At 64.0% G+C, this 14,451-nt stretch carries 12 protein-coding genes and 1 other RNA gene; 7 read left to right on the top strand and 6 right to left on the bottom strand.

What is annotated here, in order from left to right; all coding sequences use genetic code 11:
- Positions 1-75: 75 nt before the first annotated feature.
- Positions 76-1,749 carry a dihydroxy-acid dehydratase gene (gene ilvD, locus K6G35_RS12795; protein WP_495675803.1) on the bottom strand — a complete coding sequence of 558 codons (1,674 nt, stop codon included), beginning with the start codon at positions 1,747-1,749 and terminating at the stop codon, positions 76-78.
- Between the two features lie 126 nt (positions 1,750-1,875).
- Between ilvD and K6G35_RS12790 the strand changes: the two genes are divergently transcribed.
- Together K6G35_RS12790 and lgt are read left to right on the top strand one after the other, a co-directional pair.
- Positions 1,876-2,826 (top strand): LysR family transcriptional regulator, encoded by a 951-nt coding sequence (locus K6G35_RS12790; RefSeq protein ID WP_008644095.1) that lies wholly within the window; start codon positions 1,876-1,878, stop codon positions 2,824-2,826.
- Positions 2,827-2,878: 52 nt separating this feature from the next.
- On the top strand, positions 2,879-3,691 hold the full coding sequence (lgt, locus tag K6G35_RS12785; protein WP_186424799.1) for a prolipoprotein diacylglyceryl transferase: 813 nt from the start codon (positions 2,879-2,881) through the stop codon (positions 3,689-3,691).
- 69 nt (positions 3,692-3,760) lie between these two features.
- On the opposite strand, the gene K6G35_RS12780 is transcribed toward lgt, so the two are convergent.
- Together K6G35_RS12780 and K6G35_RS12775 are read right to left on the bottom strand one after the other, a co-directional pair.
- Positions 3,761-4,786 carry a M48 family metallopeptidase gene (locus tag K6G35_RS12780; protein WP_495675802.1) on the bottom strand — a complete coding sequence of 342 codons (1,026 nt, stop codon included), beginning with the start codon at positions 4,784-4,786 and terminating at the stop codon, positions 3,761-3,763.
- A 34-nt stretch (positions 4,787-4,820) separates the two neighbouring features.
- On the bottom strand, positions 4,821-5,891 hold the full coding sequence (locus K6G35_RS12775) for a YjgN family protein (RefSeq protein ID WP_008644092.1): 1,071 nt from the start codon (positions 5,889-5,891) through the stop codon (positions 4,821-4,823).
- Positions 5,892-6,682: 791 nt separating this feature from the next.
- Here K6G35_RS12775 and K6G35_RS12770 point away from each other — a divergent pair.
- From K6G35_RS12770 to K6G35_RS12750, 5 genes are all read left to right on the top strand, one after another.
- Entirely contained in the window at positions 6,683-7,384 is a 702-nt protein-coding gene (locus K6G35_RS12770) for a GntR family transcriptional regulator (RefSeq protein ID WP_008644091.1), read from the top strand.
- A gap of 42 nt (positions 7,385-7,426) precedes the next feature.
- Positions 7,427-8,848 (top strand): malonyl-CoA decarboxylase domain-containing protein, encoded by a 1,422-nt coding sequence (locus tag K6G35_RS12765; protein ID WP_495675801.1) that lies wholly within the window; start codon positions 7,427-7,429, stop codon positions 8,846-8,848.
- Positions 8,849-8,967: 119 nt separating this feature from the next.
- Positions 8,968-9,978 (top strand): Bug family tripartite tricarboxylate transporter substrate binding protein, encoded by a 1,011-nt coding sequence (locus K6G35_RS12760; protein ID WP_008644089.1) that lies wholly within the window; start codon positions 8,968-8,970, stop codon positions 9,976-9,978.
- The gene (locus tag K6G35_RS12755) at positions 9,978-10,760 is read left to right on the top strand and encodes an enoyl-CoA hydratase/isomerase family protein (protein WP_495675800.1); all 783 of its coding nucleotides are present in this window, start codon (positions 9,978-9,980) and stop codon (positions 10,758-10,760) included. Before K6G35_RS12760 ends, K6G35_RS12755 begins: the two co-directional genes overlap by 1 nt.
- A 115-nt stretch (positions 10,761-10,875) precedes the next feature.
- Positions 10,876-12,429 carry a malonate--CoA ligase gene (locus K6G35_RS12750; protein WP_008644087.1) on the top strand — a complete coding sequence of 518 codons (1,554 nt, stop codon included), beginning with the start codon at positions 10,876-10,878 and terminating at the stop codon, positions 12,427-12,429.
- A 73-nt stretch (positions 12,430-12,502) separates the two neighbouring features.
- Here K6G35_RS12750 and K6G35_RS12745 read toward each other — a convergent pair whose 3' ends face one another.
- The 3 genes from K6G35_RS12745 to ssrS form a co-directional block, all read right to left on the bottom strand.
- Positions 12,503-13,192, bottom strand: a complete 690-nt coding sequence (locus K6G35_RS12745; RefSeq protein WP_008644086.1) for an SIMPL domain-containing protein — start codon at positions 13,190-13,192, stop codon at positions 12,503-12,505.
- A gap of 183 nt (positions 13,193-13,375) precedes the next feature.
- Complete coding sequence (locus K6G35_RS12740) at positions 13,376-13,855, bottom strand: EVE domain-containing protein (RefSeq protein WP_008644085.1); 480 nt, start codon at positions 13,853-13,855, stop codon at positions 13,376-13,378.
- A gap of 73 nt (positions 13,856-13,928) precedes the next feature.
- Positions 13,929-14,146: non-coding RNA, 6S RNA (gene ssrS / locus K6G35_RS12735), on the bottom strand.
- Positions 14,147-14,451: the final 305 nt, after the last annotated feature.

Below are 14,451 nucleotides of genomic sequence, written 5' to 3'. Positions count from 1 at the left end.
GTATCGGCACCCATGTAAAAAGGCCTGCGATTGAATCGCAGGCCTTTTGCATTGCAGGGGGCTATGCCAGCCGGATCAGTCCGTCACGGCACCCTTGCTGGCCGTGGAGGCCAGCCTCGCGAACTTCGCCAGCACGCCGCGCGTGTAACGCGGAGCCGGCTGCTTCCAGGCAGCGCGGCGGCGGGCCAGCTCTTCGTCGGCCACATTCAGTTGCAGCAGCAACTGGTGCGCGTCGATCGTGATCGAGTCGCCTTCCTGAACCAGTGCAATCGTGCCGCCCACATGGGCTTCCGGCGCAACGTGGCCAACCACCATGCCCCAGGTGCCGCCCGAGAAGCGGCCGTCAGTGATGAAACCAACCGATTCGCCGAGACCCTTGCCGATGATCGCCGACGTCGGCGCCAGCATTTCAGGCATGCCTGGGCCGCCCTTCGGGCCGAGGTAGCGCAGCACCAGGATGTCGCCAGCGTTGATCTTGTCCGCTAGGATCGCATCCATGGCGCTCTGCTCGTCCTCGAACACGCGGGCCGGGCCGGTGATGACAGGGTTCTTCAGGCCGGTGATCTTGGCCACCGCGCCTTCCTCGGCGAGGTTGCCCTTCAGGATGGCCAGGTGGCCTTGCTTGTACAGGGCCTGCGAGATCGGCAGGATCACGTCCTGGTCGGCGCGCGGCTCATTGGGAACGTGCTCGAGTTCTTCGGCCAGCGTGCGGCCCGTGATCGTCAGGCAGTCGCCGTGCAGCAGACCGGCGTTCAGCAGGATCTTCATCACTTGCGGAATGCCACCGGCGCGGTGCAGGTCGGTGGCCACGTAGGCGCCCGACGGCTTCAGGTTGCAGATCACCGGCACGCGGCGACGGATGCGCTCGAAATCGTCGATGGTCCATTCCACTTCGGCCGAGTGGGCGATGGCCAGGTAATGCAGCACCGCGTTGGTGGAGCCGCCCGTGGCCATGATCAGCGTCACGGCGTTCTCGATTGACTTGCGCGTGATGATGTCGCGCGGCTTGATGTCCTTCTTGATGGCTTCCACCAGCACGCGGGCCGATTCGGCGGCGCTGTCTACCTTCTCCTGGTCCGGGTTGGCCATCGTCGACGAATACAGCAGCGACATGCCCAGCGCCTCGAACGACGAGCTCATTGTGTTGGCGGTGTACATGCCACCGCACGAGCCGGTGCTCGGGCAGGCGTTCTTTTCCACGCCTTCGAAGTCTTCCTCGCTCATGCGGCCGGCGGTGAATTCGCCCACGGCCTCGAACGACGACACGATGGTCAGGTCCTTGCCCTTCCAGTTGCCCGGACGGATGGTGCCGCCGTAGACGTAGATGCCCGGCACATTGGTGCGCGCCAGCGCGATCATGCCGCCCGGCATGTTCTTGTCGCAGCCGCCGATCACGACCACGCCGTCCATCCACTGGCCCTGGGCGGCTGTCTCGATGCAGTCGGCAATGACTTCACGCGAGATCAGCGAGTACTTCATGCCTTCGGTGCCCATCGACATGCCGTCGGAGATCGTCGGTGTGCCGAAGATCTGTGGGTTGGCGTCCGAGGCCTTGATCGCATCCACGGCCGCGTCCGCCAGGCGCTGCAGGCCGGCGTTGCAGGGAGTGATCGTCGAGTGGCCGTTGGCGATGCCCACCATCGGCTTGTCGAAGTCTTCCTTCTTGTAGCCGAGCGCGTAGTACATCGAACGGTTGGGGGAGCGCGCCACGCCTTGCGTGATGTGCTGGGAACGTTTGTTGAAAGCCATGGCGGGTGTCTCCGGGGGGCTGGTGGCGGGTGGCCGTGTTGTGGTCAGAAGAATGGCGCTTGCGTTTTATCGTGTCAAATATATGATTCGACCTTTATTGAGTCGATAAAAATATCAAGCTACCCCGTGGACCTGCGCCAGCTACGTTATTTCGTCACAGTGGCCGAAGAGTTGCATTTCGGCCGCGCCGCGCGGCGGCTCGCCATGACGCAGCCGCCGCTGTCGCAGCAGATCCAGGCACTGGAGGAGGAGATCGGCGTCCAGTTGTTCGTGCGCACGCGCCGCTCGGTGATGCTTACGCCGGCCGGCCAGCAATGGCTGCCGGAGGTGCGCCGCGTGCTGGCCGATGCGGCCGCGTTGCCCGGGCTGGCCCAGCGGCTCGCGCGGGGGGAGGTTGGCTCGCTGGCGCTGGCGTTCGTCAGTACGGCCGATTACGGCATCCTGCCTGACCTTCTGCGGCATTTCCGCGCCCGGCATCCGGAAGTCCAGCTACAACTGCGCGAGGCCACCAGCGACGTCCAGCTCGAGGCGCTGGTCGAGGGGACGATCGACGCGGGTCTGGTCATCCGCCCGCAACTGACCGTGATGCCGCACGGGCTCTCCTATTTGCCACTGGTACGCGAACCGCTTGTGCTGGCCGTGCCCGATGGCTGGCGCCCGGCGGGGCAGGCCGATGGCGCGCCACCGCAGACCGTGGCCCTGCGCGACGCCGCGCACGAGCCGCTGATCATCTTCCCGCGCCGAAGCGCGCCAGCGTTTTATGACATCATTACGGGCTATTACGCGCGCGACGGGTTGACGCCGATGATTGCCCAGGAGGCGATACAGATGCAGACGATCGTCAGCCTGGTCTCCGCCGGCATGGGGGTGGCGCTGGTGCCCGCGTCGCTATGCAACCTGCGCCGGACTGGCGTGTCATATCTGGCGTTGCGCGATGCCGGGCCGGAAATCGAAACTGGTCTGGTCTGGCGTGAAGGCGCGGCTGGCGTGGCGCCCGTGCTGCGCTCTTTCATCGATATCGCCATGGACCTCGCCGGCGCCATCGGACTGACGCAAGACAATGGCATAAAGGCCTGACTCCGCTACTCCTCGCTGTCCAGAATACTTACCGATACTCACTCGATCCGACATGCTCGTTCATCCCCAATTCGACCCGGTCGCCATTCACCTCGGGCCGCTGGCCATCCGCTGGTACGGCCTGATGTACCTGGCCGGCTTCATCATGTTCCTGTGGTTCGGCCGACTGCGTATCCGCCAGCCGCATATCGCGGCGCGTGGCTGGGTGGCGCGGGACCTCGATGACATGCTGTTCTACGGGGTACTCGGGGTCATCCTGGGCGGCCGCCTGGGCTACGTGCTGTTTTACAAGCCGGGTTATTACCTCACGCACCCGCTCGAGATCTTCAAGGTCTGGGAGGGTGGCATGGCGTTCCACGGCGGATTCCTGGGCGTCCTGATCGCGATGTGGGTGTTCGCGAAAGTGCGCCGTCGCCACTGGATGGAGGTGACCGACTTCATCGCGCCGATGATTCCGTGCGGACTCGCGGCGGGGCGGATCGGCAACTTTATCAACGGCGAATTGTGGGGGCGTCCGACCGATCTGCCGTGGGGCATGATCTTCCCGCAGGCCGGCGACAACATCCCGCGCCATCCGTCGCAGCTTTACCAGTTCGCTGGCGAAGGCGTGGCGCTGTTCATCATCCTGTGGCTGTTCTCACGCAAGCCGCGGCCGATGGGCGCGGTATCGGGCGTGTTCCTGATCGGCTATGGCGCGTTCCGCTTCCTGGCCGAGTTTGCCCGCGAGCCGGACAACTTCCTGGGCCTGCTGGCGCTCAAGCTGTCGATGGGTCAGTGGCTGAGCCTGCCGATGATCGTGATCGGCGTCGTGATGGTGGTCTGGGCTTACCGTCGTGGCAATGGGGCGACGGCAGCGGCGCGCTGATCGTCAGGCCGTCAGGCTGACTCTCGGTTTGCTTCCCTCTTCCACAAGTGGAATAGGGAAGCATGAAAATCACTCCCCGCCATTCCTGATGGCTTCGATCCGCTCCCGCGTCAGCGGGTGGGTCGAGAAGAAGCCGCTCTCGTCGTCGTCGGCAGCCTGCTTGCCGGCGCCCGTGCGGTGCGCATCCTCGAGTTGCTGTAGCGCATCGGCCAGCGCGGTCACCGGTAGCCGGTTGTCCCGCAGGATTTTCACTGCATAGGCATCCGCCTCGCGTTCGTGCTCGCGCGAATAGCGCATCGACATCATCGCGGCGGGTACCGTGGCCAGCAGCGATGAAACATCGCCGACCATGTACGCCGCCAGCGCGCCGACCACCGATGCCTGGAACACCTGCTGCAGGCCGTGGCGCTCGGCCACGTGGCCGGCCTCGTGGGCCAGCACACCCATCATGCCCGCGCCCGTGCCAATCAGCTTGACCAGCTCGTCGGTGACGACGATCGTGCCGCCCGGTAGTGCCACGGCATTGGCGCCAAGCCGCCCGCCCTTGCGAAACAGGATCTGATAGTGGTGGCCCGGATCGTCCGGGCGGCGCAACGCGGCGAAGTTGTCACGAATGCGCTGCTGGTCGGCCTGTGGCAATTTCGTAGGTTCCACCAGCCCCTGGTCCAGGCTGTCGAGGGTGGCCTTTCCCAACTGAGCCTCGATCGACGGCGGCACAGATCGCGCCACCACTGTGGCCGTCCAAGGCAGCAGGTAGTAGTACGAAAACACCACGAACACGACCAGCCCGAGTAGCGACAGTCCGGCCAGACGCCAGCTGTTCTGCGCACGCGAAACCAGGCCTTCGCGATGTCCAGTTGCCGCGAGCATCGCATCGAACGTGGCCTGGTCCGAGATCTCGCAATAAGCGCCGTCGTCGAACGTGACAAGCCGTGGCGCGCGCTTGATGCGTTCCGACACGCGCAGTGCTGCGAGTGGCGCCCGTCGCAACTCAGCGCCATTCGCATCCTGCAGGATGGCCTCGCCGTTCGTGACGATCAGCATCACCGCGTGCGCGCGTGATGAGCGGGTGTCGAAGTATTGCGCGGCAACCATGACTGTTTTCGGGCGTGTCCGTTGGTGGTGGCTGTCAGAGCGCGATGTCGATGTCGTACCAGTCGACCGCAGCATCACCGAGCGCGCCAACGTTCTGCTGCTCGCCAGCCACGAACTCGTCGAGCGGCCCGACGGCGATCATCGTCATCGCTTCCACGCGATAGCGCGTCGAGCGCACGCGCGCGAATGGATAGAACAGGCCCAGCGTCAGTGCGATGAAGATGAAGTTGGTCAGCACGATGAAGAACAGCTTGCCGGCCCGCACGTCACTGCGAAAGCGGTGCGGCAGCAGGGTGGTGTTGTTCCACACCAGGTTCTGCAGCCGGGCCGTGAAATAGGGGCCGATCATCATCAGGCCGAAGTACAGGCCGATCATCATCATGCCAAAGACAACGCCGACCGCGCCTTTCGATTGCCCAACCGCGCTGGCCAGCGAGCCGCCCACCAGACCGCCGCCGATCAGGAAGATCGCGACCATGCCTGCGGTGCGCAGGTAGACACCGTAGAAAGCGCTGGCCGTGGCGTCGAATGCGAACGGCGCCGTGCCGAACAGCGTGTGGTTGTGCTGGTAGCGCTTGAAACGCTGGTGCGCGAACGGCGCCAGCAGATAGAGCGACAACACGGTCAGGATCGGCCAGAGCAGAAAGACCTGATAACCCTCGGCATCCTTGCCGATAAAGGCGAAACGCAGACCGCGATAGCTCGAGTTCGCCATGCGGAATCGCAGCGAGCGAACCAGCAGAAACGGAAACACGGCAGCCAGCACGACGGCCAGCCCGACAGCCAGTAGCGGCGACGCATGACTGGCCAGGTTGTACGCCAGGGCCAGGACGAACACGATCGCGCGGCCCTTGAGAATCGCGGTTGGACTGCCGTGGTAGTCGAACGTGGCGCCATCGAGCTGCGTATTGCGATAGAAGTACTGCAGCGTGCGGACCTTTGCCCACGCGGAGTAGATGCCCAGCGTGATGATCGACAGCAATGCGTTGACGATCCAGATGCGGAAGTACTCGGACCCCGAGCCAGTGAACGACAGGGGCAGATTGCGCGGCGCGGCCTGCGTTCCGTCGCCGATGTAGTGGCTTCCCTGAAAATTGTCTTCCATGCCTGACCTCTCCGAGAGTTTTGGCAGGGCCGGATGTCGCTTCCCGCCCATGTTTCATGTTTGCAACCGATTGAACACCGGCTTTCGTGCAGTGTGCGGCGCATTTTCGCATCGCGGCGTACCGCCGCCATCACTAATCGCTCGCTGCGGCATATTGGCGACAACCAGCAGGGTAGTCGCGGTCGTAACGAAGGAGAAACATCCTGTTACATGATCTGGCACTTGTAACAAGTCTCGGATCGTCCGCCTCAATAAAATCAATAACTTAGCCAGCGTGGCATGGTCCTCGCTATATAGTCTGTTACAAGAATCAGGTCGGGACAGGAAATGTCCACGGCCGCATCGAAGGGAGAGCGCGCACGACAGATGCGCGGATGCGACCGAAAACGACAGAAAAGCCAAACGGGAAAATCTGCACCCAGACTTGGGTGCTTGAACGGGGGCAGGCGCTGGGCCAGCGCCAGCATGTCAAATCTGACCCACGCGCGCCAGGCGCATCCAGTCCGGCGCCGATGATGTTGTCCAGTGGCGGTTCTTTCTGGCGCGGGCAATTTTCCTGTGGGAGGCAGGAACGTTGCCCGCCGCACCTCTATCCCCTCTATCCGCATCCCATCGTCTTCTTCCGCCTTCATCTCACGGGACTATCCGATATCACCGTGTGGCGCATGGTCGATTCACGACTTCGATGCCGCTTTGCAGCATCGAAACTCCTTGCGGCGCGCGCGTCCTTATTCATAATTATGAATTATTGCGGTGTATGCGCCGCTCGGTGATGTCATCGAAAGGGCTTCATGCGGATCGTCCAGCAGGCGCTTTACCTCGAAGTTGCCGATCGGCTGCGTGCCATGATCGACGATCACACGCTGTTGCCAGGCGCGTGGATCGACGAAGTGGCGCTTGCGGCCGCACTGGGCACATCGCGCACGCCTATGCGAGAGGCGCTGAAGGTCCTGGCCGCGGAAGGGCTGGTGCGGCTGGAGCCGCGTCGCGGATGTTTCGTCAATGCGCTCACCGAGCAGGATCTCGACGAAATCTTTCCGCTGATGGCCCTGCTCGAAGGGCGCTGCGCCTACGAGGCCGCGCGTAACGTCACCCAGGCCGATCTCGATGCGCTCGAAGGCTTGCACGCCGAGTTGGCCCATCATGCGGCGGCGGGCGATATCGACGCCTACTACGAGACCAACTACCAGATTCATGAGGCGATCCAGCGGCTGGCCGGCAACCGCTGGCTGTCGGGCGTGGTCAGCGACCTGCGCAAGGTGCTGCGCCTGTCGCGGCACAAGAGCCTGAAGCTGCCGGGCCGCATTCAGGAGTCATGCGCCGAGCACATGTCGGTGTTCTCCGCGCTCAAGGCCCACGATCCGGAAGGCGCGGAAGCACTGATGAAGACCCACGTGCTGCGCCAGCGCGGCGCGTTGAGCGCGCTGGATCGTGCCGATCCGGAGCCGCCCGCCGTGGCGCCGGGCCAGCTTCGCCTGGCCGGACAGGACTGAAGGTTTGTGATCGATCCGCTCGCCCCCTCCGCAGGAATCTCCATGACCGCCCTCGACACCTCAGATCAACAGAAAGTCAGCGCGCCGCTCGATGCCGCCGAACCCGTGTCCGACACCTTGCTGTCGCGCTTCGGCCGCTGGTGGAACCGGAAGGGCGAGGCGGATGCCACCGCGGCAGGCCCCGCGAAGGCGCAGGACACACCCGCCCTGTCCACGCGCGCAACCAAACGTCAGCGCGACCAGTTGCGGCAGTGCTTCGACGCGCGGCTGACCGATGTCGCCGCCAATGCTGCCGCCCAGGCGTGGCAGGACGAATACGAGGCCGCGGTGGAGCCGGTTCGCCAGGCGATGCTCGGCGTGCTGGCCGAGGTGGCCGCCGTCCGCGATGCGGCTAGCGGCCAGCCGGCTACCGCGTCCGGCTTGTCGCAGGCGCTGTCCAACGCACGCATCCGCTTCTTCAAGCGCTTTGCCGCACTGCATGGGCAGCGTGGCAACAGTGCTTGCGGGCTGCACTTCCTGATCCAGTTGCGCGCGGACATGCTGCGCTGGCACAAGCGCATTCCGGGCTTGCGCGAACTCGATGAGGATCTGGAGGCGCTGTTCTCGAACTGGTTCGACGTGGGTTTGCTCGAACTGCAGCCGATCACGTGGGACTCGCCCGCGTCGCTGCTCGAGAAGCTGATTCGCTACGAGGCCGTGCACGAGATCTCGTCGTGGACCGACCTGCGCAACCGGCTGGATTCGGATCGCCGCTGCTACGCGTTCTTCCACCCCCGCATTCCGCGCGAACCGCTGATCTTCGTCGAGGTTGCGTTCGTGCCCGAGATGGCCGCCAACGTGCAGGCATTGCTCGATGAAGCCGCACCGCTGGAAGACCTGCGGCGCGTGAAGTGGGCCATCTTCTATTCGATCTCGAACACGCAGGCGGGGTTGCGCGGCGTGAGCTTCGGCAACTTCCTGCTCAAGCGGGTGATCGAGGAATTGCAGCGCGAGCATCCCAAGCTCAAGCAGTTCGCCACGCTGTCGCCGATCCCCGGGTTTGCGGACTGGCTACGCAAGCGGGATGGTGAGTCCATCGGCCGCGTGCTCGGTGTCAAGCGCCTTGCGCGCTGGCGCGAGCAGCACGGTGAGGTGCCCGCCGATGGCGCCGCATGGTTCAGCGCGTTGTCAGCGGACACCGAAGACACCGTGATACGCGATACGGCCATGACACTGGCCGCGCACTACCTGGTGCGAGAGGGTGGCAAGGGCGTGCCCGCTGATCCTGTGGCGCGCTTCCACCTCGGCAATGGCGCATGCGTGGAGCGCGTGAACTGGGGCGCAGACATGTCACGCAAAGGGCGTGCGCAATCGTGCGGCATGATGGTCAACTACCTTTACGTGCCCGATGCGCTGGATGACAATCTGGCTCGCCTTGGCGACGGCAATCCCCGCATCAGTCGGGCGGTAGCAAAGCTTCTGTGACCGAGGGTCGAAAACGAGCGGACACGGAGACAGTCAGGGCAATTTTTCGTCGGGTGTATGAGTCGTAGCAAGCGGTACTTTTGATTGACTTTCCAAAGAGAAGAGAGAGGAGACAGTACATGAATCGTCGTCAGCGGAATCTGACCACATTTGCACGCGTGTTTGCAGTGGCTGGCCTGATGGCCGGGACCGGGGTCACCAGTCTTTACGCACCGGCCGCGCAGGCCGATACATGGCCGAGCAAGCCGGTCACCGTTATCGTGCCGTTCCCGGCCGGCGGCGGCACCGATGCGTTTGCGAGGCCGCTTACCGCGCAGTTGTCCAAGCAGCTCGGCAAGCAGTTCGTCATCGACAATCGTGGTGGCGCGGGCGGCACCGTTGGCGCGAGCATCGCCGCCAAGGCGGCCCCCGATGGCTACACGCTGTTCATTGGCGGCGCGCATCACGCGATCGCACCGTCGTTCTACAAGAAGCTCGACTACGACATCGAGAAGGACTTCATTCCCATCACGGTGATTGCCCAGCCGCCGCAGGTGATCGTAGTCAATTCTGGCAAGGTGCAGGCCACCAGCGTGAAGGACCTGATCGCCTATGCCAAGGCCAATCCGGGCAAGCTCAACTACGCCTCGGCCGGCAACGGTTCCTCGCACCATCTGGCGGGTGAGCTGTTCAAGCTGCAGACGCAGACCGATCTGATCCACGTGCCGTACAAGGGCGCGGGCCCTGCGCTGTCGGACCTGATCGCCGGCCAGGTGGATCTGATGTTCGATGGTCTTGGTTCATCGTCGCAACATATCCGCGCCGGCCGCATCAAGGCGCTGGCCGTGGCATCGAAGACGCGTTCCGCCGCGTTCCCGAACGTGCCGACCGCTGCCGAGGCCGGTTTGCCCAACTACGACGTGTCCACCTGGTATGCGCTGTGGGCGCCCAAGGGCACGCCTAAGGAAGTCGTCGACAGGCTCTACGCCGAGACCACCAAGGCGCTGAACAACCCGGAGATGAAGCAGATCTGGCTGCAGAACGGTTCGGACATCCCGCAGTACACGCCGGAGCAGTTCGCGCAATTCGAGCACGCCGAGATCAAGCGCTGGGCAGACGTGGTGCAGCGCTCGGGCGCGAAGATCGACTGATGAGCGGCACCGTCACGTTCTCGCGCGAAGGGTCGACGGCCATCGTCACGCTGTCGAATCCGGGCAAGCTCAATGCAATCTCGGTCGACATGTGGCAGGCGCTGGCCGCCGGATTCGCCACGCTGGCGGCGGACACGTCGTTGCGCTGCGTGCTGGTGCGCGGTGCCGACGGCAACTTCGCCGCCGGCGCCGACATTGCGGAGTTTCCGACCGTGCGCGGCGACGAGGCGGCTGTCCGCCGCTACCACACGGAGATCATCGCACCGGCGCTGCGCGCGATTTCAGAATGTCCGCATCCGACGCTGGCCGCCATCGAGGGCGTTTGCGTTGGCGGTGGCCTCGAGATCGCCTGCAATTGCGACCTGCGCGTGGCCGCTGCCGGCAGCCGCTTCGGCGTGCCGATCAACCGGCTCGGCTTTCCGATGGCGCCCGGCGAATTGCGCGGCCTGCTTGCGCTGGTGGGGCAGGCGGTGACGCTCGAGATCCTGCTCGAAGGCCGTGTGTTCGATGCCGTGGAGGCTGAGCGCAAGGGGCTGCTCACACGAGTGGTGCCTGCGGCAGCCATGCACGACGAAGTGACGGCAACCGTGCAACGGCTGAGCGCCGGCGCGCCGCTCGCGGCCCGCATCAACAAGACGACGATTCGCCGCCTGTCGCCAGATCCCACGCTGCTGACCGACGCCGAATTCGACGCCCATTTCCGTTACGCCACCAGTCGCGACCATGCCGAAGGCGTGGCTGCGTTCCTGGCGCATCGGCCTCCGGATTTCACCGGGGAGTAGCCGGGGGGCGGCCGGGCTATCATTACCGGCCGCACCGTATCGCCAAGGCTCCCTGGGTTCGCTTTTTCCAGCATTCCGTACCTGTCCCGTACTTGTTTCGTACTAGTCCTGCACCATGAACGCCAATCTGTTCACCCTGTTCGAATCCCGCTTTCCCGCCGACCGCACCGCGTGCTGCATCGAAACGCATGACGGGCTCTACTACTCGTGGGACGACCTCGATCGCGCCACGGCCAAGCTGGCCAACCTGCTGACCGCGCTGAAGCTGCCCGCTGGCTCGCGCGTGGCGGTGCAGGTCGAGAAGTCGCCGGAAGCACTGTTCCTGTACTTGGCCACGTTGCGCGCCGGCTATGTGTATCTGCCGCTGAACACCGCGTACCAGGAGGCCGAGATCGACTACTTTGTCGGCAACGCCGAGCCTGCCGTGGTGGTCTGCAGCAGCAACAACTTCGGCTGGGTGTCGAAAGTGGCGTTCCGGCACGGCACCGCTCATGTTTTCACGCTCGACGACAACCGCACGGGTTCGCTGCTGCAACGCGCGGCGGTGCAGCCTGACACGTTCGAGACGGTCGAATGTGCGGACGACGATCTGGCCGCGATTCTCTACACGTCGGGCACCACCGGCCGCAGCAAGGGCGCGATGCTGACGCATCGAAACCTGGCATCGAACGCGCAAACGCTGAACGAGTATTGGGGCTGGCGCAGCGATGATGTGCTGCTGCACATGCTGCCGATCTTCCACGTGCATGGCCTGTTCGTGGCCTCGCATGGCGCGCTGCTCGCGGGCGCCAAGATGATCTGGGCGCCGAAGCTCGACATGGGCCAGATCCTGAAGTACCTGCCGCGTACCACCGTAATGATGGGCGTGCCGACGTACTACGTGCGAATGCTGCAGGAGCCCCGGTTCGACAAGGATCTGTGCAGCAACATGCGCCTGTTCGTCTCGGGCTCGGCGCCGCTGCTGCTGGAGACGTTCGATGCATTCCGCGAGCGCACCGGCCAGGCAATCCTGGAGCGCTACGGCATGAGCGAGACCGTGATGCTGGTATCGAATCCGTATGACCCGGCGCTGGGTGAGCGGATCGGTGGCACCGTGGGCATGCCGCTGCCGGGCGTGTCGGTGCGCGTGACGGACAGCGAAGGCAAGTCGTGCGAACCGGGTGTGATCGGTAACGTCGAGGTCAAGGGCCCGAACGTGTTCAAGGGTTACTGGCGGATGCCCGAGAAGACGGCGGAGGAATTTACGGCCGACGGCTGGTTCAAGACTGGGGACGTGGGCCGCTTTGGTGGCGCGATCGTCAGCCAGGCAGGCGAGCGCATCGTGCCGGACAACTACCTGACCATCGTAGGCCGCAGCAAGGACCTGATCATCTCGGGCGGCTACAACGTGTATCCGAAGGAAATCGAGAGCTTTATCGACGAGATGCCGGGCGTGGTGGAGTCAGCCGTGATCGGCGTGCCGCATGTCGACTTCGGCGAGGCCGTGGTGGCCGTGGTCGTACGCAAGCCAGGCGTGGAGATTGATGAGGCTGGCATGATCGGCACGCTGAAGGGCCGCATCGCCAATTTCAAGGTACCCAAGCGTGTGCACGTGGTTGATGAGTTGCCGCGCAATACGATGGGCAAGGTGCAGAAGAACGTGCTGCGCCAGCAGTTCGGGGCGCTGTGAGTTGAGCCGAGAGGGGCTCGGCCCCCTCTCCCGTTTCCTGGTCTATACACCACGGGAGAGGGGAGTGACCCGCTTACTTCACCATCTGCACCGAGCCGTTCACGGAAACCGTGACCTGGCTCTTGCCACCTTCTACCGGAATCGGCGCGCCAGCGCTATCCGACATGGCCTTCGCGGCATACATGCGCGGCATTGGCATGACACCGCCGGACTCGTTCAGCGAGACTTCGCGGATCGTGTAGCCGCTATAGCCGAACAGCTTGGTCGTGGCCTGTGCCTTGTCGCGGAACGCGGCCACGGCCTGGTCGGCGAGCTTTTGCTCGGCAGCCAGGCGTGTCTCGCGTGACAGCGAGAACGCGATGTTCTGCACCTGCATCTGGCTGGCCAGTTCGCCGGCCAGCTTCGACACGGCGGCGAAATCCTTCGACTTCAGGATCACCTCCGAGCGGCCACGCCACGTGCTGATGCGGCCATTGCGGTCGGTATTCGGATGAATCGTGAAGCCGCCGGACTGGGCTTCCACGCCTGACGTGCGCTTGGCCTGTGCCAGCACGGCCTGCGTGCGCGAAGACAGTGCATTGGAGATGGCCGTCGGCTCGGGGCCTTCCTGTTCGGCAGCCAGGGTCAGGTGCACGACGTCGGTCGGCACCTCGGTCGCGGCTTGCGCGGACAGCGACAGAACGCCCGAGGGAGGTGCAACCGTCTGGGCGGCGGCCATGGCGGCGGTTGTACTCAGCAGCGAGGCAGCCAGCAGTTTCTTCATATTGTTCTCCCGATCAAAGTGATGGCTATCAGACGCACGTGGCGGGCGTTCGTTCCCTGGCTCGCCCGGACGTGACGCATTCGCGCGTGTCTCGCGCACTGGTTTCTGCAAATCAAAGTCGCCGGCGGCGTCGGTGCGCCCCAGTGTTGTTGGGCGCGCAGTGCCGCATTGCCGCGGCGGTGCTTACTTCATCAGCTTTTCGGTGATATAGCGCCACTCGGCCGGCGTGACCGGCGTGATCGACAGACGATTGCCGCGGCGGAGCACGACCATGTCGGCCAGCGCATCGTGCTCGCGCAGTGCCTGGAGGGGGATCAGCGTGCTCTTGCGGACGAAGCTCACGTCGACGAGCGACCAGCGCGGATTGTCCTGCTTCGACGCGCTGTCGTAATAGTCGCTCTTCGGATCGAACTGCGTGGAATCGGGGTAGGGCTGGGAGCAGACCTCGGCCAGGCCGGCGATGCCCGGCTCCGGGCATGACGAGTGATAGAACAGGACGCCGTCGCCGATGCGCATCTGGTCACGCATGAAGTTGCGTGCCTGGTAATTGCGAACCCCGGTCCACGGCAACGTGCCTTCACGGGCGAGATCATCGATGCTGGCTTCGTCCGGTTCGGACTTCATCAGCCAGTACTGGCGGGCACGCTGGGCGGAGGAGGGCATTGTGATACCGATCGGTCCGTCTATGAGCAGTCAAAGAAAAAGGCGGTGGTTCTATCAAACCACCGCCTTTTAGGGGGTCCCCGCCTCGGCCGCTGGGTCGGCATCCTGAACCCAAGTGAGGTTCAGAGTGGCTGCGGAAGTCGTATTTCGGGTACATCGCCCACTCAGGGAGTCCAAGCTAGGCCCAGACTATGAATGCGGTAACGCGCTCGCCCATACGACATGATCCCGCACCATGCAATGCATATCGGTTCAAGGAGTTTATGACCCTCACGAACCAGGCAGGGAAACTGTCAAACGTCTGACTTTTAGTTCCTGTGCGTGCAATACGCTCGGGATGTCAGACGTTTGCCGTTTCAACTAAGGATGGGATGGAAACGGCGGCCAGGCGCGATAACCCGACCATCCAACTGCATCGGTCGCATGCGCCGTGCAGTGGCTACACTATACACCGCGACGACAGTCATACCAAGCTGGACGTACGGCGTCGTTACATTTTCCACAACACTAGCGCGCGGCGCGCGCGATGCGCGGCATCGGCTTCACATCCGGGCAGATGGGGCCGTGGCCGCGCAATGCAAGGGCCGGCGCTTCCG

The sequence above is a fragment of the Cupriavidus sp. HY129 genome (genome assembly GCF_059492215.1).
This window is presented reverse-complemented; position numbering and strand designations above follow the sequence as displayed.